The organism is Microbacterium sp. PRF11 (assembly GCF_031844085.1).
Classification (GTDB): Bacteria; Actinomycetota; Actinomycetes; order Actinomycetales; family Microbacteriaceae; genus Microbacterium.
On the sequence record NZ_JAUZUP010000001.1, the window covers coordinates 95,864 to 114,786 of the forward strand.

Here is an 18,923-nt window from a genome sequence, read left to right on the forward strand (position 1 = left end):
GACAACGGTCGCGAACAGCAGAAGGGTTCGGGTCAGAACCAGTCGCTCTCGCGCACCTGGCGCATGGCCTCGCGGCGGGTCTCCGCCGGCAGCCGCGAGAGGTAGAGCATGCCGTCGAGGTGGTCGGTCTCGTGCTGCAGGGCCTGTGCGAGCAGCCCCTCGCCCTCGAGCACGACCTCGTTGCCGTCGAGGTCGATGCCCTCGACCCGTGCCCACGGGTGCCGCATGGCGTCGTGCCAGAGGCCCGGAACCGACAGGCAGCCCTCCCCCGTCGGGACCGGCTCACCGCGCGTCTCGACGAGCACGGGGTTGAGGATGTACCCGATGTCGCCGTCGATGTTGTAGCTGAAGGCGCGCAGGCCCACCCCGATCTGCGGGGCGGCGACGCCGGCGCGGCCCGGGAGCTCGACGGTGTCGAGCAGGTCCTGCACGAGTGCGCGGACGCCGTCGTCGATCTCGTCGACGGGCGCGCTCACGGCCCGCAGCACCGGGTCGCCGAAGAGTCGGATCGGTCGGACGGTCATGCCGCAGCCACCGGTGCGCGCAGACCCTCGACGACGGCCGCGGCGAGCTCGCGCGCCGCCTGCCGGGTGGCCGGCTGCAGCTCGCGGAAGGCGATGGCGCTTCCGGCCGCGATGCGCGGGTCGTACGGCATCCGGATCACCGTGCGCACGCGCGAACGGAAGTGCGCCTCGAGTTCGCTCTCGCGCACGAGGGGTGCGCCGGGGCGCGAGGCGTTGAGGACCACGACCGCGTCGCGAACCCGCGCGGCATAGCCGTTGGTCTCGAGCCAGGTGAGGGTCTCGGAGGCCAGACGAGCCTCGTCGACGGAGAGACCGGCGACGATGACGAGCGTGTCGGCCATCTCGAGCGTCGCCCCCATGACCGAGTGGACTATACCCGTGCCGGTGTCGGTCAGCACGATCGAGTAGTAGTGCGCGGCGACGTCTGCGACCTGACGGTAGTCGTCGTCGCTGAAGGCCTCGGACACCCGCGGGTCGGCATCGGATGCCAGCACGTCCAGTCGCGTCTCGTCGCGAGCGACGATCGAGGACACGTCGTTGTAGCCGGCCATCTCGTCGTGCGCGCGGACGAGGTCGCGCACCGTCCGCCCGTTGGGCCGGCCGACGCGGTCGGCCAGCGTGCCGCGGTCGGGATTCGCGTCGACGGCGATGATGCGGTCGTCGCGCGCGTCGGCGAGGGCCATGCCCAGCAGCGACGTGACCGTCGTCTTCCCGACGCCGCCCTTGCGCGAGAGCACGGGGACGAAGCGGGCGCCGCCCGACAGCGGTGCGGCGATGCGCCGGTCGAGGTCTTTGCGCTCGCGGGCGCGGCGACCGTCGCCGAGGTTGATGCGGTGACGCGAGACCGAGTACACCAGCTGCTGCCACATGCCCTCCGGCTCGGGGCGCGCGATCTGACGCGGGTCGAGGAGGCGGTCGGCGGTGAGCAGATCGCTGCTCTCGCGCGTGTCGTCGATCTGCCCGATGCGCTTGGACGTGTAGGCCACCTCGGCGGTCGGCGTCTGCACGCGTTCCATCGCGTGCGCGCGGTCGACGCGAGCGGCCTTCTCGGCGAGGCGCGCGGCCTCGTCGGCCTGGTGCGCGCTGCGGCGGGTGAGCGGGATCGTGCCGATGACCCCGGTCGCCGCGCGCTCGGCCCGGGTGGTGGGCGCGGTCGGCTCCTCGCGCGTCGCGACCGGTGCGGCGGTCTCGTCGCGGGATGCCGCGTCGTCGGCCGCGGGGGCCGGCGCGGCCGCGGGGGCTTCCTGCGTCGCCGGAACGTCGTGCAGGGCCGGAGCATCGTCCGTCGCCGGGGCGTCGTGCGAGGCCGGAGCATGGTCCGTCGCCGGGGCATCATCCGGAACCGGGAGAGCGGACTCCGCCTCGGGGGCGGAGGGCGTCCACGGTGCGTGGGTCAGGCGTTCCTCGGCGAGATCGTCGACCGGATCGGCAGCGCCCTCCGACGGGGTGTCGTCGGAGGACGAGGGGTCGTCGGGCTGGTCGGCGACCTCGGCGGCCGCGGGCTCCTCGGCGACCGGCTCGACGGCGCTCGGCTCCTCGGCATCCGGTGCGGCATCGCGCTCGCTCGACACGTCGTCGTCCGACGCATCGTCGACCAGCGCGTCGTCCGCGGGGAGGTCGTCCGCCGCGGGCTCGAGGTCGACCGGCTCGGCCGCGTCCGCCTCGAGCAGCTCGACGTCCTCGACGACTTCGAGGTCGTCGGGCTGGACGGGAGCGTCGTCGACGAGCTCGGCGTCGTGCACCTCGTGCACCTCGTCGGCGCCGGCGTGGGTCTCGTCGTGCGGCTCGAGGATGATGTCGCCGGTGGGGAGCGTCTCGACGTGCGGCTCGCGGACGTCGCCCGTCTCGGCGTCGGCATCGGCATCGGACGGGGCGTCGAGGGCGGGGAGGTCGACGTCGATCCGGATCTCGTCCTCGATCACGTCGTCGTCGGTGTCGTCGTCGGACGCCACGGGCAGGTCGACGTTGACCTGCGCGATGTGGCCGCCGAGGATCGTGATGCTCGCGGTGTCGAGGTTCCCGCTCTCGTCGAGGACGCCGTGCTCGGCGTTCTCGTCGGGGTTCGCGTCGGTGCGGTCGGGGGTCACTGCAGTCTCCAAACGGGAAGAGGGCGCGAAAGCGCCCCCTCCCAGGCTACTGCGCGGGGCGGATGACCAGCAAAAGATCTCCGGCTTCGACCTGCTGCGTGGTACCGATCGCGACACGCTCGACCACGCCGTCGACGGGGGCGGTGATGGCCGCCTCCATCTTCATCGCCTCGATGGATGCCACGGCCTGCCCCGCCTGCACCCGGTCACCGGGCGCGGACTTCATCGTCACGACGCCCGAGAACGGCGCCGCGACCTGCCCCGGCTTCGAGGTGTCGGCCTTCTCGGCCTGGCGTGCTTCGACGTCGATCGATCGGTCGCGCACGAACACCGGCCGCAGCTGGCCGTTGAGCGTCGTCATGACCGTGCGCATGCCCTTGTCGTCGGCGTCGCCGACCGCTTCGAGGCCCACGAACAGCTGCACGCCGCGCTCGATCTCGACGGTGTGCTCTCCGCCGGGACGCAGCCCGTAGAGGTAGTCGGCCGTGTCCAGCACGCTCAGGTCGCCGAACGTCTCGCGCATCTCGGTGAACGCGCGCGTGGGTCCGGGGAACAGCAGTCGGTTCAGTCGGGAGCGCCGTTCGGCGGACTCCCCCGCCAGCGCCGCGGCATCGTCGTCGGTCAACGCGGTGACGCCGGTCTTGGCATCCCGTCCCGCCAGGACCTTCGAGCGGAACGGCTCGGGCCACCCGCCCGGGAGGTCGCCGAGCTCGCCGGCCATGAACGACACGACCGAGTCCGGCACGTCGTACTTCTCGGGGTTGCGCTCGAAGTCGGCCGGGTCGGCCTTGACCGCGGCGAGGTGCAGGGCGAGATCGCCCACGACCTTCGAGGAGGGTGTCACCTTGGGAACGCGCCCCAGGATGCGGTCGGCTGCGGCGTACATGTCCTCGATGAGCTCGAAGTCGTCGGCCAGGCCGAGCGCGATCGCCTGCTGACGCAGGTTCGACAGCTGACCGCCCGGGATCTCGTGACGGTAGACCCGGCCGGTCGGCCCCGACAGTCCCGACTCGAACGGACGGTACAGATGACGCACCGCCTCCCAGTACGGCTCGAGGTCGCTCACCGCGGCCAGATCGAGACCCGTGTCGCGTTCGGTGTGCGCGAGGGCGGCGACCAGCGCCGACAGGGACGGCTGGCTCGTGGTGCCCGCCATGGGCGCGGCGGCCGCGTCGACGGCATCCGCCCCCGCTGCGGAGGCGGCCAGCAGGGTCGCGAGCTGTCCGCCCGCGGTGTCGTGCGTGTGGACGTGCACCGGCAGCTCGAAACGCTCGCGCAGGGCCGCCACGAGCTTCGCCGCGGCGGCCGGACGCAGCAGGCCCGCCATGTCCTTCACAGCGAGCACGTGCGCGCCGGCGTCGGCGATCTGCTCGGCCAGGCGCAGGTAGTAGTCGAGCGTGTAGAGGTTCTCGGCGGGGTCCAGGAGGTCGCCGGTGTAGCAGACCGCGACCTCGGCCACCGCGGTCCCCGTCGCGAGCACGGCGTCGATCGCCGGGCGCATCTGCGACACGTCGTTCAACGCGTCGAAGATGCGGAAGATGTCGACCCCGGATGCCGCCGCCTCGGCGACGAACGCATCGGTGACCTCCGTGGGGTACGGGGTGTAGCCGACGGTATTGCGGCCGCGCAGCAGCATCTGGATCGCGACGTTCGGCAGCGCCGTGCGCAACGCGTCGAGGCGCTCCCACGGGTCTTCGCCGAGGAAACGGAGGGCGACGTCGTAGGTCGCCCCGCCCCAGGCCTCGGCGGAGAGGAGCTCGGGCGTCGTGCGCGCGACGTAGGGGGCCACCCGGACGAGGTCGCGGGTGCGCACGCGCGTCGCCAGCAGCGACTGATGCGCGTCGCGGAACGTCGTCTCGGTGACCGCGAGGGCGGTCTGCTCCCGCAGGGCCTTCGCGAAGCCGGCGGGGCCGAGCTCCTGCAACCGCTGGCGAGAGCCGGCCGGGGCGGGGGCGGCGAGATCGACGGAGGGCAGTTTCGTCGCCGGGTCGATGCTCAGCGGGTTGTCGCCGTTCGGGCGGTTCACGGTGGTGTCGACCAGCCACGACAGGATCTTCGTGCCGCGGTCCTTCGACTCGCGGCCCTTCAGCAGCTCGGGTCGCTCGTCGATGAACGAGGTGCTCAGGTCGCCGGCGACGAACGCGGGGTCGTCGAGCACGGCCTGCAGGAAGGGGATGTTCGTCGAGACGCCACGGATGCGGAACTCCGCCAGGGCACGCCGGGCGCGGGCGACCGCCGCGGGGAAGTCGCGACCGCGGCACGACAGCTTCGACAGCATCGAGTCGAAGTGCGGGCTCACCTGCGAGCCGGCCGCCGTGGTGCCGCCGTCCAGGCGGATGCCCGCGCCGCCCGGGGAGCGGTAGGTGGTGATCTTGCCGGTGTCGGGACGGAAGCCCTGCGTGGGGTCCTCCGTCGTGATGCGGCACTGCAGAGCGGCGCCGCGCAGGTGGACCTCGTCCTGATGGAGGTGGAGGTCGGCGAGGGTCTGCCCGGCGGCGATGCGCATCTGCGACTGCACGAGGTCGACGTCGGTGACCTCTTCGGTGACGGTGTGCTCGACCTGGATCCGGGGGTTCATCTCGATGAACACGACCTCGCCCGTGCGCGGGCCGGCCGTCTCGAGCAGGAACTCCACCGTGCCGGCGTTCTGGTAGCCGATCGACCGCGCGAAGGCGACCGCGTAACGGTGCAGGTCGCGGCGCACCTCGTCGTCGAGATTCGGGGCGGGGGCGATCTCGATCACCTTCTGGTGGCGCCGCTGCACCGAGCAGTCGCGCTCGAACAGGTGGATGGTCTCCCCGGTGGCATCCGCCAGGATCTGCACCTCGACGTGACGCGGACGCTGCACGGCCTGCTCGAGGAACATGCGCGGGTCACCGAACGCGCTCTGCGCTTCGCGCATCGCCTCGGCCAGAGCCGGGGCCAGCTCGCCGATGCTCTCGACCCGGCGCATACCGCGTCCGCCGCCGCCCGCGACGGCCTTGGCGAACAGCGGGAAGCCGATCTCATCGGCCTGCGCGAGGAGGGCGTCGATGTCGTCGGACGCCGCCGTGGAACGCAGCACCGGCACGCCCGCGGCGATCGCGTGCTCCTTCGCGGTGACCTTGTTGCCCGCCATCGCGAGAACCTCGGCCGGCGGACCGATGAAGGTGATGCCGTGGGCGGCGGCCTTCTCGGCGAGCTCGGGGTTCTCGGAGAGGAAGCCGTAGCCGGGGTAGATGGCATCCGCTCCGCACTCGCGGGCGACGCGGATGATCTCGTCGACGTCGAGGTACGCGCGGACCGGGTGACCGCGCTCCCCGATCTGATAGGCCTCGTCGGCCTTCAGACGGTGCAACGAGGCACGATCCTCGTAGGGGTAGACCGCGACGGTGCGCGCTCCGACCTCGTAGGCGGCGCGGAAAGCGCGGATCGCGATCTCCCCGCGATTGGCGACCAGGATCTTCGAGAACATGCGCACCTCACGTCAAGCTGGCGGAGCTGAATGTGCTCACAGCCTAGGGGACGGTAACGTGGACTCTCGTGCACGTACTCTCCGTCAGCTCTCTCAAAGGCGGGGTCGGCAAGACGACCGTGACACTCGGGCTGGCATCCGCCGCCTTCGCACGTGGCGTTCGCACTCTCGTCGTCGACCTCGACCCCCAGTCCGACGTGTCGACCGGGATGGACATCCAGGTCGCCGGTCGGCTCAACATCGCCGATGTCCTGGCGAACCCGAAAGAGAAGGTCGTCCGTCAGGCGATCACCTCCAGCGGGTGGGCGAAGGTGCATCCGGGCACCATAGACGTGCTCATCGGCAGCCCGTCGGCCATCAACTTCGACGGCCCCCACCCGAGCGTGCGCGACGTGTGGAAGCTCGAGGAAGCCCTGGCCACGATCGAGAGCGAGTACGACCTCGTCCTCATCGACTGCGCCCCCTCGCTCAACGCCCTCACGCGCACCGCGTGGGCGGCCAGCGATCGCGTGATCGTCGTCACCGAGCCGGGGCTGTTCTCCGTGGCCGCCGCCGACCGCGCCCTGCGCGCGATCGAGGAGATCCGCCGCGGCCTCTCCCCCCGCCTCCAGCCGCTCGGCGTCGTGGTGAACCGGGTCCGCCCCCAGTCGATCGAGCACCAGTTCCGCATCAAAGAGTTGCGCGACATGTTCGGCCCGCTCGTGCTCAACCCTCAGCTGCCCGAGCGCACCTCCCTTCAGCAGGCGCAGGGCGCGGCCAAGCCGCTGCACGTGTGGCCGGGAGATTCCGCGCAGGAGCTCGCCGCCGACTTCGACGCCCTGCTCGACCGCATCGTGCGCACCGGCCGGATCCCCGTCGAGAACGAGGCCCCGCAGGCCTGACCCCGTCGTGCCAGCCGGCCGTGGCACCTCGCGTGAGTCGCCAGAAATCGTCGCTTCGAAGGGCCGTGAAGCGACAAATTGTGGCGACTCACGCGGGGAGAGACCGGATGCCGCGGCATCCGGGAGCCGGCGGAGTGTCAGGCGGTGCGCGCGGCGCGGCGGGCCGCGAGCTCGTCGACGCTGTCGGGCGTGGCCGTCTCGAAGTCGACCAGCGTGGACTCGACCTCGCGCAGGACCTTGCCCACGGCGATTCCGAACACGCCCTGACCGCGGCTGACGAGGTCGATCACCTCGTCGTTCGAGGTGCACAGGTACACCGAGGCACCGTCGCTCATGAGCGTCGTGCCCGCGAGATCGCGGATGCCGGCAGCGCGCAGCTGCTCGACCGCGGTGCGGATCTGCTGCAGCGAGATGCCGGTGTCGAGCAGACGCTTGACGAGCTTGAGCACCAGGATGTCGCGGAAGCCGTAGAGACGCTGCGAACCGGAACCGCTGGCGCCGCGGACGGTGGGGACGACGAGCTCGGTACGGGCCCAGTAGTCGAGCTGGCGGTAGGTGATGCCGGCAGCGCGGGCGGCGACCGCTCCGCGATAGCCGGTGTCGTCGTCCATCTCGGGCAGACCGTCGGTGAAGAGGAGGTCGGTGGCGAACCGGGGTTCACCGAGTGCGTCGCCAGCGTTCATGCTCGCGTCCTCCTCATCGGCTTGTTTCCTCCACGCTAGATCAGCGAGGGTCCCCCGGCAATGACATCCGCTCCGAGGAGGGCGGCGTGTCGCGCTCAGCTCAGGATTCGCTCAAGGGCCTCGCGCACGAACATGGTGCGGACCTCGTCGAGACGGGCCGCGAGCTCCGGTGCGAGCTCGCTCGCGCGCGCCCGGGACGGCGCGTCAGGACGTCGCAGGAGAGCCGACAGGGCCGATTCGACGAGCGCCACCTCGCGGTCGGCGCTCTGGCGGAGGGCCCGGACGTGCCGCGGTTCGATGCCGTGCCGGTCGAGCGCCACCAGCGCGCGCAGCAGGGTGACCGTCTGCTCGGAGTAGGTCTCGGCCCCCGCGATGACGCCCGTGCTGACCGCGTCGTTGAGCAGCTGCGGACGGGCCCCGGCCGCGGTGAGCAGCTCGTCGCGCCGGTAGCGGCGCGGAGCGTCCGTCATCGACGGGATCGACGTGGGCGGCGCCGGATTGCGACCGGCGTCGAGGTCGGCGAGATAATCGCGAATGACCGCGAGCGGAAGGTAGTGGTCGCGCTGCAGGGTGAGCGCGAGGCGCAGCCGCTCGAGGTCGGCCGGCGAGAACTTGCGGTAGCCGGACTCGGTGCGCGTGGGCGAGACGATGCCCTGCACCTCGAGGAACCGGAGCTTGCTGGAGGTGAGCGCCGGGAAGTCGGGGGTGAGGCGCGCCAGCACCTGTCCGATGCTCAGCAACCCCGCAGCCGTCTGACGACTACGGGACGGGGCTGCCGCCATCAGTGATCTGCCGCGGGCAGGTCGACCGGGGAACCGAAGAAGTTCAGCCGGAACTTGCCGATGCGCACCTCGGCGCCGTTGACCAGAGCGGAGCGGTCCACGCGCTCGCCGTTGACGTAGCTGCCGTTGAGCGAACGCTGGTCGACGATCTCGAAGGCCGTGCCACTGCGGATGATCTCGGCGTGGCGGCGCGAGACCGTGACGTCGTCGAAGAAGAGGTCGGCCTCGGGGTGACGACCGACGGTGGTCACGTCGGTGTCGAGGAGGTAGCGGGCGCCCGTGGTCGGGCCGGAGCGCACGATCAGCAGGGCCGCTCCCGAGGGGAGGGCGTCGATCGCCTCGAGCTCGGCCTCGGTGAGGTCGGCACCGAAGGGTACGAACGACAGATCGGCGTCGTGGGTCTGGGTCGTGTCGTGCGATCGGTCGGTCGCGGCGGCATCGGCCGCGCGCCGGATCTCGTCTCGCTCGAATCGGCGGGTCTCGTCCACGGCTTCTCCTTCTCATTCACCATAACCGATCGGTCTGCGCCGAAAGGGGCGACCGACCTCGAGCGGGCCACGGTGATGCGTGATCTGTCTCTGTTCGTCGAGACCGGACACCGCGGTTCGGGGCGCGGTGGCAGCCGACGAGACACTCGAACCTATCGACCGGAGGTCGGTCGTGTCGAGTCCGCGGCGGACGTCGGCCGGGATCGCGTCCCGAGGCGGCTCCCAGGCCGCGTGCCGAGAGCGCTCGTTAGGGTCGATCCATGACGTCCTCCCCCGCGCCTCGTCGGCGCACCCTGCCCGCCGTCCTGGCCGCGGCCCTGCTGGCCGCCGCAGCACTCCTGGTGCCGGCGCTGCCCGCCGCCGCCCACGACGAGCTCGTCTCGACCGATCCGTCGGCCGACGCCGTTCTCGACGCCCTGCCCCCGCAGATCACCTTCACCTTCAGCGCCGACGTGCTGCCCGACGCCGGGGCGACGGTCGTCGAGGTGACAGACTCCTCGGGCACCTCCCTCGCCGACGGAGCGCCCGAGGTGGCGGGCACCGAGGTCACCCAGGCACTGGCGGGAACGGCATCCGGGACCGTCACCGTGAAGTGGCGCGTCGTCTCCAGCGACGGCCACCCCATCGACGGCGATCTCTCCTTCACCCTCCCGCAGGCGTCGGCGAGCCCCAGCGTCACCCCCACCGCCACCGCGGCCCCCGCGCCGACTGCGTCCGAGAGCGCGAGCGCGGCCGCCGAGGACTCCGGCGCAGCGACCGCGGCGCCCGTCGAGACCGCGACCGACAGCTCTCCCCTCCCGTGGATCCTCCTCGTGGTCGCCCTCGTGATCGTGGCGGGCGTGCTCGTGTACGTCTTCGCCTCGCGCGGGCCCCGGAACACCGCCGGTGGCGGCGCAACCGGGCGATAGGCTGGAACCATGCCTCATTACGATCTGGTCATTCTTGGTGCGGGTCCCGGCGGGTACGTCGCCGCCGTCCGCGGCGCACAGCTCGGACTGTCGGTCGCGATCGTCGAAGAGAAGTACTGGGGCGGTGTCTGCCTCAATGTGGGCTGCATCCCCTCCAAGGCCCTCCTGCGCAACGCCGACCTCGCGCACACGTTCCACGCCAAGGCCGATCTGTTCGGCATCTCCGGCGACGTCACCTTCGACTTCGGCAAGGCGTTCGACCGCTCGCGCAGCGTCGCCGCCGGCCACGTCAAGGGCATCCACTACCTGATGAAGAAGAACAAGGTCACCGAGTACGAGGGTCGCGGTCACTTCGTCGACGACCACACGCTCGACGTGACCAAGACCGACGGCTCGAAGGAGCAGGTCACCTTCGACAACGTCATCATCGCCACGGGTTCGACCGTGCGCCTGCTCCCCGGCGTCACGCTGAGCGAGAACGTCGTCACGTACGAGGAGCAGATCCTCACCCGTGAGCTCCCCGAGTCGATCGTCATCGTCGGCGCCGGCGCCATCGGCATGGAGTTCGCCTACGTCATGACGAACTACGGCGTGAAGGTCACGATCATCGAGTTCCTCGACCGCGCCCTCCCCAACGAGGACGCCGAGGTCTCGAAGGAGATCCAGAAGCAGTACAAGGGCTACGGCGTCGACATCCTCACCTCGACCAAGGTCGAGTCGGTCACCGACCACGGCGACAAGGTCACCGTCGCCTACACCGCGAAGGACGGCTCACAGGGCTCGATCGACGCCGACCGCGTGCTCATGTCGATCGGCTTCGCACCGAAGGTCGACGGCTTCGGTCTCGAGAACACCGGCGTGAAGCTCACCGAGCGCGGCGCGATCGACATCGACGACCACATGCGCACCAACGTCCCGCACATCTACGCCATCGGCGATGTGACGGCCAAGCTGCAGCTGGCGCACGTCGCCGAGGCGCAGGGCGTCGTCGCTGCCGAGACGATCGGCAACGCCGAGACCCAGACGCTGGGCGACTACCGCAACATGCCGCGCGCCACGTTCTGCAACCCGCAGGTCGCCTCCTTCGGCCTCACCGAGCAGCAGGCCCGCGATGCCGGCCACGACATCAAGGTCGCGAAGTTCCCCTTCTCGGCCAACGGCAAGGCCAACGGCCTGGGCGAGCCGGTCGGCTTCGTCAAGCTCGTCGCCGACGCCGAGACGCTCGAGCTCATCGGCGGCCACCTCATCGGCCCCGACGTCTCGGAGCTGCTGCCCGAGCTCACCCTCGCGCAGAAGTGGGACCTCACGGCCCTCGAGGCAGCCCGCAACGTGCACACCCACCCGACGCTGTCGGAGGGTCTGCAGGAGGCCTTCCACGGCCTGACGGGACACATGATCAACCTCTGATCGGCGAAGACGAAGAAAGCCCGCCCGGTTCTCCGGGCGGGCTTTCTCGTGTACGCGGGGACTCAGTGTCCGAGGGCGCGGGCGAGTTTGGATCCGGATGCCGCGGGCCGGCCGCCCGCGGCGAACACCGCCGCCTCGACCGCGGCGAAGAAGGCCGCGCGTCCGGCATCGTCGGCGGGACCAGCGGGGCCCAGCTCGATCTCCCACTCGCGCCACGACGACTCCGCGCCGCGGCGCTCGTCACGGGCGCGCACCCGGTCATCGACGAACTCGGCCACCAGTCCCCCGCCGGCGTCGGTCAGCGCGTAGGCGGTGCGGTCGTTACGTACCCGGGCCAGAGGGGTGAACGGCGGCTGGGCGAGGGAGGAGACGGCATCCTGGATCTCCGCCGGCATGACGGGATCGGCGTCGTCGTCGGCGACCTCGCCGAGGGGCCACTGCGTCTCGCGCCGACCACCGGCCTCGAGCGGGCCCTTCACGTGCCACCCCTCGTCGGGGCCGCCGCGACGACGGCGCACCGCGACCCCCGCGCGCGCCAGGGCGGCGTCGGCGGTGTCGAGATAGCGGGCGTCGAGGGCGCGCGGTTCGGGTTCGCCGACCGCGGCCACGCCGGGAAGCTGCGACCAGTCGGGCAGGGGTGTGTCAGCGTCGACGTCGTATTTGACCTCGACCTCGACGTTCGACGAGCCGTCGGGGGCTGCGCTCAATCGTCGCGTCCGTCGGCGTCGGGGTTGATGTCCTCGGTCTCCTCGTCGAAGGCGAACACCGCCTGCGTCGGACCGTCGGAGTCGCCCGTCTGGGTGGGCTCGCTCTGGCGGCGGTAGACCAGCTGTCCCTCGCTGTAGGGCAGGATCAGGGTGTCGTCGGTGTCGTTCTCGAGCGGGATGACCTGCCCGTCGAGCGGGCCCCCGGTCAGTCGTGCGATAGCCATGCCGCCAGCGTAGACCGGCCGCTCGCCCGGGCCCGGCGCCTTGACACCGCCCGCCTAGAATCGCTCGGGTGACCCCGACCGCCCTGCCCGGTGACCGCCCGTTCGTCCTGCTCGCCACGCGCGCCGAGGACCGGCCGGCCGACGAGGAGTACGCGCTCTTCCTGCGCTTCACGGGGCTGCCTCCCGAGCGACTGCGTCGCGTCCGGCTCGAGCGCGACCCGATGCCGGCTCTCGACCTCGAGGAGATCTCGGGCGTCCTCGTCGGCGGCAGCCCGTTCAACGCCTCCGACCCGCTCGAGCGCAAGTCGCCCGTCCAGCGCCGCGTCGAGGCGGAGATGGCCGCTCTCGTGGACGAGGTCGTCGCCCGTGACACGCCGTTCCTCGGCGCCTGCTACGGCGTGGGCACCCTGGGGACGCACCTGCGAGCTCCCATCGACGGCACGTTCGCCGAGCCGATCAGCGTCGTCGATGTGTCGCTGACGCCCGCGGGTCGCGACGACCCGCTCGCCGCGGGACTGCCCGACACCTTCCCCGCGTTCGTGGGGCACAAGGAGGCAATCCGGGCACTGCCCGATCACGCCACGCTGCTCGCCTCGTCGCCGACGTGCCCGGTGCAGATGTTCCGGGTGGGATGCAACGTCTACGCGACGCAGTTCCACCCCGAGCTCGACGTCGACGGCATCGTGACGCGCATCCACGCGTACGCCGACTACGGCTACTTCGCCGCCGACGAGCTGGACGTCACGCTCGCCGCGGTGCGACGAGCCCCCGTGACCGCTCCCTCGCGGATGCTGCGGACGTTCGTCGAGCGGTACGCGCGCTGACACAGCGCCGCGTCAGCGGCGGCCCGCGACGCGCACGATCTCGATGGCCGCGGTCACGGCGGGGCGCGCCCGTTGCAGCATCGGTTCCAGGCCGAGGTCGACGAGGTGCACCCGACCGGCCAGCTCCGGCCCCCGCCCGCGTACGAGTCCGGCCTTGAGCGCGCCGAACGTCACCGTCGTGTCGGCGGCGAGCACCTCGGCATCCGCGGTCCCGTCGTCGGGATCGAGTCCGCTGGGCAGGTCGACCGCGACGATCCGCGGCCGCACGGCGCGGGCGGCGATGCACTCCACGAGAGCGCGCGCGCTGCCGCGCAGCCGACGATCGCTGAGGCGACCGATACCGAGGATGCCGTCGACCACGACGGCGTAGTCGGCGATCCCGTCGCACACCTCCGACGCGGGCCGCACGCGCGCTCCCGCCGCCACGGCGGCGTCCAGAGCCGCGCGATGCACGCGATCGCGGACGAGGACGAGGTCGACGGGCGTGCGCGCGGCGAGGCGTGCGGCGGCGAACAGGGCGTCCCCGCCGTTGTCGCCCGCTCCGGCCAGTACGAGGATCGGCCCGGGGTGGGCGAGCGCCTCCGCGGCGACGACGTCGGCGAGGGCGGCTGCGGCCCAGGCCATGAGGGGCTGCCCCTCGGCGAGCAGCGGCCGCTCGGCGGCGCGCACCGCGTCGGCGGTGTAGGCGCGGACCCGGGTGGCGGGGTCGACGACGTCCGTCCGCGCGTCAGGCATCGGCGTCGGCTCTGGCGTCGGCCTCCGCTTCCCGGGCGGCGGCGGCCGGGTCGGCGTCGGCCAGAGCCGCCCGCTCCTTCTTCTCGGCAGTACGGGCCGCCTCGAGCTCGCCGGTCGCGGCGGCCATCGCCTTCTCGGCACGGCGGACGCGGAACTGGATCATCGTGGTCGCCCCGTACTTGGCCCGCACCCGGTCGTGGTCCTCCTCGGTCGCGACGGTGATCCACGCGCCGGCGATGAGGATGACCTGGCTCGACAGGTTCAGCCACAGCAGGAGGGCGATGAAGGAGGCGAAGGTCGCCAGGAGCGGATTGCTCGTGGCGCCGCCGACGAACAGGCCCGACAACTGCTGGAGGACGACGAGACCCACCCCGCCGAGCAGCGCGCCGCGGATCAGGGTGCTCCGGCGGGTGCGGATGCCCGAGAGCACCGCGAAGGCCGCCGCGATGGCGGCGGAGTCGAGAACCAGCACCACCGCGGTCGACAGCAACCACGTCAGGAAGGCGGTGATCCAGGAGTCGGCGGAGACGCCGAGAAGCTCGCGGACGAAGGTCAGGCCCGCGGTGGCGAGGAAGGTGACCCCGGCACCGGCGACCAGGGCGACACCGATGCCCACGCCGAGCGCGAGGTTACGCAGCAGCACCCACACGATCAGGGTGTCGTCGGTGGTGACGCCCGCGATCTGACGGAAGGCCGAGCGCAGCGACCCGATCGCGCCGATCGCGGCGCCCAGCAGACCCAGCGTTCCGACGACGCCCGCGAGGGTGAAGCCCGGGGCCTCGATCCCGGACAGGTCTTTGATGAGGCCGTTCTCGCCGATCAACCCGGGGACGACGCTGTTCACGGCGTTCACCAGAGCGTTGAGGGCATCGGGATTGCCGGAGATCCACAGGGTCGCGAACGAGAAGCCCAGCAGCACCGCCGCGAAGACGCTGAACAGGGTGCGGTACGTGACACTGTCGGCCAGCATGGGGCCACGCGCCCCCGAGTAGACGAGGAAGGCGCGCACGAGGCGGAGCGACAGGGCCCACGCGGTGACGCGACGGATGAGGTCGGCCATGCGGTCAGGTTATCGGCGCCGGGCGGATCGCCCCGCAGGCTTGACCGCTCATCCGCTCGCGACCACGATGGCCCACCAGGTCCCCGCGAGGATCACCGGCCCGAAGGGCACGGCGGTCGTCGCCCCCGGGGTCCCGCGGACGGTGAGGAGGGCGGATGCCGCGGTCGCCGCGCCGAGCAGGGCGGTCGCGGCGACGCCGAGGGCGACGGCATCCGGTCCCCGCCAGGCGAGGAAGGCGCCGGCGACCCCGAGGAGCTTGACGTCTCCGCCGCCGAGGCCGTCCGGTCGCACCCGATGGAGCAGGAGCGCGCCGGCGAAGAACGCCGTCGCCCCCACGGCGGTGCGCGCCGCGCGCTCGAGCTCGCCGGAGAGGAGGTCGGACAGCGCGAGGACTCCGGCGAGCGCGTACCCGGGCAGGACGAGGGCGTCGGGAAGGCGCAGGGAGCGCACGTCGACGACGGTGAGCGCGAGGCTGAGGGCGGCGAACAGCGCGAAAGCCGCCCCCGCGACGGGCGTCACGCGCCGAGGACGGTGAGGCGCGCGCGGACCACGTCGCCGGGTTCGATCCCCTCGGCGTCGCGCACCGCCCTCTTCAGCGGGAGCACGTATTCGCCTCCGGCCTGGGGGAAGATCGAGGTGCGCCAGGTGGATCCGCCGATCTCGACCTCCACGCGGACACCCCCGAAACCGCGTCGGTAGGTCTGCGTCTCTCGGATGTCGTCACTGAGCTCGAGCGGGAGGGCGACGAAGTACCAGTCGCTGTCGAGGCGGGCCTCCCAGCGGAACATCTCGCCCTCGAACTCCACGATCATGGGACCTCCGTTCGTCGTGCGACGCCGTCACCCTACCGTCGACTCGCCCGGGCGGTCGGTCGGGGCGGTGGTGGGGAGGAGGGTCCTCCGCCGCACGGCGCCGTCGATCGCCCACACGGCCGCGACGGCGGCGACGTAGACGAGGAGGTCGCGGGCGTCGAAGCCGGTCCCGAGCACGAGGGCGATCGGCGCGAAGCGCTCGGCGAGGACGAGAGGGATACCGGTGGCCTGGAACAGCTCCACCGCCAGGCACCAGCCGGTCGCGATCGCCGCCACGGCCGCCGAGCGCAGCCGTGGGAGCAGCACCACCAGTCCCGCGTACGCGGCCACGGCGTACAGCGCGTCGCCGGCGATGTCGGTCGCCGCCGACGACGGCAGCAGCCGGTGGGTCGCGAGCCCCGCCGCGATGACGACCATCAGGGCGACGAGAGCCGGGACGCGGCGCGCAGGTGTACCCATGAGACCACTATGACCACTACCCGGCCGGGGGGCGGCGTCTCTGCCAGGATCGGAGGAATGGATGCCGTTCCCGCCCTGACCGAGGTCCCTCCCGCGCAGTTCGTCATCGTCGGCGACAACGTGCGCCTCGCCACCTACACCTGGGGCGACCCCGAGGCCGAGCCGGTGCTGTGCGTGCACGGGTTCGGTTCGAGCACGCGCGACAACTGGGTCAACACCGGCTGGGTGCGGGATCTGCTGCGAGCGGGCTTCCGGGTCGTCGCCGTCGACCAGCGGGGCCACGGCGCCAGCGACAAGCCGCACGAGGCCGCGGCCTACACCATGCCGACCCTCGTGTCCGATCTCGTGGCGGTGCTCGACACCTACCTGGTCGACCAGGTGCGCTACCTCGGCTACTCCCTCGGCGGCCGGGTGGGATGGCAGCTGGCCGTCGACGCCCCCGAGCACGTCGAGCGCGCGGTGCTCGGCGGCATCCCGGACGGCCGCCCGCTCGCGCGGCTGAAGGTCGAGCAGGCTCGAGCGTTCCTCGATCACGGCGAGCCGGTCCAGGATGCCACCACCCAGCGCTACGTCTCGCTCGCCGAGCGCGTGCCCGGCAACGACCTGCGGGCCCTGGTCGCGATCGCGGAGGGGATGCGGCTGGGCGAGACCGACCCGGATCCGGCGTCGCCGCCGCAGCAGCCCGTGCTGATCGCCACGGGTACGGATGACCCGATCCACGCGCAGTCGGCGCACCTGGCGGGTCTGCTCCCCCGGGGAGAGTTCGCCGACATCCCCGGCCGTCATCACGTGAACGCGCCCGGCGCCCGCTCCTTCCGCGAGGCGGGTCTGGAGTTCCTGACTCGCGATCAGCCGCAGGCGTAGACCGTCGAGGGCGCGGCGGCGTCGATCGCGCAGTTCTGTCCGACCCACTCCCGGATCCGGGCGGATTCGGTGTCGTTCGACGCCGACTGTCCGCGGCCCGTTCCGGTGCCGTCCTGCCCCTCGATGACGTAGCGCACCTGGCCCGACTCCACGAGCGCGATGAACGCGTCGAGCGTGGGGACGGCATCCGTTCCGTTGAAACCTCCGATGGGGAGGAAGCTCCCGCCGTCGCTGGCGACGATGAGCTGGGCGGCGGACTGCGCCCCGAAGGTCGCGGCGAGGTAGGTCGAGCCGGAGGCGTGGCTCTCGAGCCAGGCGAGCAGAGCCGTGTCGGCGGCGCCTCCGCCCGGACCCGCTGCACCCGTGCCGCCGCGGGTACGGCTTCCGCTTGCGCCGCCTCGGCCCTGACCCTGGCCCTGTCCCGGGCCGGCGTTCTGGCCCTGCGCCTGACCCTGGCCCGGACCCTGGCCGGAGGCCTGACCCTGCCCCGGCCCACCACCGGCGCCCGGGATCTGCCCCTGCGCCGGGCCCGAGCCCTGGCCCGCCGGTGCGCCGGGACCGGCCGGCATCCCTCCCCCGGCACCGCCGCCGCGTCCACCGAAGCCCGCGCCCGACATCTCCGAGACGCCCCCGGCGACCGGGTTGATGGAGTTGGGGTGGGCGATGGTGACCGCCGACCACACGGCCGGGGTCAGCAGCAGCCCCACCATCAGAGCCGCGGTGGTCACGCGGCGGGAGCCGCGGCGGGAGAGCAGCAGGGCGATCGCGCCTGCGGCGACGGCGGCCTGCGCGATCGAGACGGGGACGCTGTACCCGCCCGAGGCGATCCCGATGCCGAGCGCGGTCGCCCCGGCGACGCCGACGATCGCGACCTGCGGCCACGTCTTCCCCGCGCGATGCGCGACCGCCAGGGCCGTGGCCACGCTCAGCCCCAGCGGCACGGCGAGAGCGGCGGTGTAGAACTGGTGCATCCCGGCGACCGTCGAGAACATCGCCGCGAAGGTCGCCAGCCAGACCGTCAGCAGCACCGCGAGGGGACGCGGGAACCGCAGCACCCACAGCACGACCAGCGCGAGGACGGCGGCCGGGATGAGCCACGCCACCTGTCCGGCGAGCTGGGCGTTGAACAGCCGTAGGACGCCCGGCTCCCCCGAGAACGGCGGGGTGAACGACTCGTAGGCGCTGCTGTCGGAGGTGGCCGAGAAGCGGCCGAGCCCGTTGTAGCCGAACACCATCTCCCAGGGGTCGTTCGCGAGGGTGCTGCCGATGTAGGGCCGGCTCCCGGCGGGGATGAGCGACACGAGCACCACCCACCACAGCGACGCGACCAGGCTCACCGCGCCCGCGACGAGCAGGTGGACCGCGCGCCGCACCCACGACTGCCGGGTGCACAGGTAAGCCGCCGCAAGGGCGGGCCACACCGCCCACGCCTCGAGCATGTAGAACTGGAACGACAGCCCCACGAACGCGCCGGCGACCACCAGCCAGCCGAGGCTGCGCTGCTGCACCGCGCGCACCGCGGCCCAGACGGTCAACGACAGCCCGAGCACGAAGAACGTCTCGGGCTGGTTCGAGCGGGCGACCGCGACGAGGATCGGGGTCACCGCGACGATCGCCCCGGCGATGAGTCCCGCCCGCACACCCGCGAGACGGCGCGCCGCGACCGCCGTGACGAGAGCGGCGGCGACCGCGGCGAGCGCGTTGGGAAGGATGACCGCCCACGTCGAGTACCCGAAGACGCGCACGAACAGCGCGGGGATCCAGAACGACCCCGGGATCTTGTCGAGGGTGACCGTTCCGGCGGGGTCGACCGCCCCGAACAGGAAGTTCGACCACGAGCGGCTCATCGACAGGGCGATCGAGGCGTAGTACTCGCTCGGCGCCCCGGCCCACACCTGCCACCCGGTCAGCACGAGGGCGACGACACCGACGACCGCGAGCCCGAGAGGCCACCCGCGCGGTCGGCGGACGGCGACGGGCTCGGGGACGACGGGGACGGTGGCGGGAAAGACGGCGGCGGTCAC

General features: G+C 72.1%; 19 protein-coding genes. 5 read left to right on the forward strand and 14 right to left on the reverse strand.

Going from position 1 to position 18,923, the window contains the following annotated elements; genetic code table 11:
- Positions 1-32 precede the first annotated feature (32 nt).
- From Q9R20_RS00510 to Q9R20_RS00520, 3 genes are read right to left on the reverse strand one after another with little or no spacing between them, the layout of a single operon-like run.
- Positions 33-524 (reverse strand): peptide deformylase, encoded by a 492-nt coding sequence (locus tag Q9R20_RS00510; RefSeq protein WP_295840030.1) that lies wholly within the window; start codon positions 522-524, stop codon positions 33-35.
- Positions 521-2,611, reverse strand: a complete 2,091-nt coding sequence (locus tag Q9R20_RS00515; RefSeq protein ID WP_311247508.1) for a MinD/ParA family protein — start codon at positions 2,609-2,611, stop codon at positions 521-523. The genes Q9R20_RS00510 and Q9R20_RS00515 overlap by 4 nt, the downstream gene beginning before the upstream one ends.
- A gap of 46 nt (positions 2,612-2,657) precedes the next feature.
- Positions 2,658-6,065, reverse strand: a complete 3,408-nt coding sequence (locus Q9R20_RS00520) for a pyruvate carboxylase (protein WP_311247509.1) — start codon at positions 6,063-6,065, stop codon at positions 2,658-2,660.
- 68 nt (positions 6,066-6,133) lie between these two features.
- Between Q9R20_RS00520 and Q9R20_RS00525 the strand changes: the two genes are divergently transcribed.
- A complete protein-coding gene (locus tag Q9R20_RS00525; RefSeq protein WP_295840033.1) occupies positions 6,134-6,946 on the forward strand; it encodes a ParA family protein in 813 nt (270 codons plus the stop codon).
- A gap of 137 nt (positions 6,947-7,083) precedes the next feature.
- Here the strand turns inward: Q9R20_RS00525 and Q9R20_RS00530 are convergent, their stop codons facing one another.
- From Q9R20_RS00530 to Q9R20_RS00540, 3 genes are all read right to left on the reverse strand, one after another.
- Entirely contained in the window at positions 7,084-7,629 is a 546-nt protein-coding gene (locus tag Q9R20_RS00530) for a MerR family transcriptional regulator (RefSeq protein WP_295840034.1), read from the reverse strand.
- A 95-nt stretch (positions 7,630-7,724) separates the two neighbouring features.
- On the reverse strand, positions 7,725-8,411 hold the full coding sequence (locus Q9R20_RS00535; protein WP_311247510.1) for a MerR family transcriptional regulator: 687 nt from the start codon (positions 8,409-8,411) through the stop codon (positions 7,725-7,727).
- Positions 8,411-8,899 carry an FHA domain-containing protein gene (locus tag Q9R20_RS00540; protein ID WP_311247511.1) on the reverse strand — a complete coding sequence of 163 codons (489 nt, stop codon included), beginning with the start codon at positions 8,897-8,899 and terminating at the stop codon, positions 8,411-8,413. The genes Q9R20_RS00535 and Q9R20_RS00540 overlap by 1 nt, the downstream gene beginning before the upstream one ends.
- A 260-nt stretch (positions 8,900-9,159) precedes the next feature.
- On the opposite strand from Q9R20_RS00540, the gene Q9R20_RS00545 reads away from it, so the two are divergent.
- Positions 9,160-9,807: a copper resistance protein CopC gene (locus Q9R20_RS00545; RefSeq protein WP_311247512.1), complete on the forward strand. Its 648-nt coding sequence runs from the start codon at positions 9,160-9,162 to the stop codon at positions 9,805-9,807.
- Positions 9,808-9,816: 9 nt separating this feature from the next.
- Positions 9,817-11,214 (forward strand): dihydrolipoyl dehydrogenase, encoded by a 1,398-nt coding sequence (gene lpdA / locus Q9R20_RS00550; protein ID WP_311247513.1) that lies wholly within the window; start codon positions 9,817-9,819, stop codon positions 11,212-11,214.
- A 62-nt stretch (positions 11,215-11,276) separates the two neighbouring features.
- Here the strand turns inward: lpdA and Q9R20_RS00555 are convergent, their stop codons facing one another.
- Together Q9R20_RS00555 and Q9R20_RS00560 are read right to left on the reverse strand one after the other, a co-directional pair.
- Positions 11,277-11,921, reverse strand: a complete 645-nt coding sequence (locus tag Q9R20_RS00555) for a CYTH domain-containing protein (RefSeq protein WP_311247514.1) — start codon at positions 11,919-11,921, stop codon at positions 11,277-11,279.
- Complete coding sequence (locus Q9R20_RS00560) at positions 11,918-12,145, reverse strand: response regulator (protein WP_311247515.1); 228 nt, start codon at positions 12,143-12,145, stop codon at positions 11,918-11,920. Before Q9R20_RS00560 ends, Q9R20_RS00555 begins: the two co-directional genes overlap by 4 nt.
- A gap of 68 nt (positions 12,146-12,213) precedes the next feature.
- Here Q9R20_RS00560 and Q9R20_RS00565 point away from each other — a divergent pair, with 68 nt between their 5' ends.
- Complete coding sequence (locus tag Q9R20_RS00565; RefSeq protein WP_311247516.1) at positions 12,214-12,969, forward strand: glutamine amidotransferase; 756 nt, start codon at positions 12,214-12,216, stop codon at positions 12,967-12,969.
- Between the two features lie 12 nt (positions 12,970-12,981).
- On the opposite strand, the gene Q9R20_RS00570 is transcribed toward Q9R20_RS00565, so the two are convergent.
- From Q9R20_RS00570 to Q9R20_RS00590, 5 genes are read right to left on the reverse strand one after another with little or no spacing between them, the layout of a single operon-like run.
- The gene (locus Q9R20_RS00570) at positions 12,982-13,704 is read right to left on the reverse strand and encodes an NAD(P)H-hydrate epimerase (protein WP_311247517.1); all 723 of its coding nucleotides are present in this window, start codon (positions 13,702-13,704) and stop codon (positions 12,982-12,984) included.
- Complete coding sequence (locus tag Q9R20_RS00575) at positions 13,697-14,764, reverse strand: YihY/virulence factor BrkB family protein (protein WP_311247518.1); 1,068 nt, start codon at positions 14,762-14,764, stop codon at positions 13,697-13,699. The genes Q9R20_RS00570 and Q9R20_RS00575 overlap by 8 nt, the downstream gene beginning before the upstream one ends.
- Positions 14,765-14,812: 48 nt before the next feature.
- On the reverse strand, positions 14,813-15,283 hold the full coding sequence (locus tag Q9R20_RS00580; protein ID WP_311247519.1) for an A24 family peptidase: 471 nt from the start codon (positions 15,281-15,283) through the stop codon (positions 14,813-14,815).
- A complete protein-coding gene (locus tag Q9R20_RS00585; protein WP_311247520.1) occupies positions 15,280-15,576 on the reverse strand; it encodes a DUF1905 domain-containing protein in 297 nt (98 codons plus the stop codon). The genes Q9R20_RS00580 and Q9R20_RS00585 overlap by 4 nt, the downstream gene beginning before the upstream one ends.
- A 27-nt stretch (positions 15,577-15,603) precedes the next feature.
- Positions 15,604-16,035, reverse strand: coding sequence for a DUF2809 domain-containing protein (locus Q9R20_RS00590; protein ID WP_311247521.1), 432 nt, complete (start codon positions 16,033-16,035; stop codon positions 15,604-15,606).
- 57 nt (positions 16,036-16,092) lie between these two features.
- On the opposite strand from Q9R20_RS00590, the gene Q9R20_RS00595 reads away from it, so the two are divergent.
- Complete coding sequence (locus Q9R20_RS00595) at positions 16,093-16,899, forward strand: alpha/beta hydrolase (RefSeq protein ID WP_311247522.1); 807 nt, start codon at positions 16,093-16,095, stop codon at positions 16,897-16,899.
- Here the strand turns inward: Q9R20_RS00595 and Q9R20_RS00600 are convergent.
- Complete coding sequence (locus Q9R20_RS00600; RefSeq protein ID WP_311247523.1) at positions 16,884-18,923, reverse strand: glycosyltransferase family 39 protein; 2,040 nt, start codon at positions 18,921-18,923, stop codon at positions 16,884-16,886. The genes Q9R20_RS00595 and Q9R20_RS00600 overlap by 16 nt on opposite strands.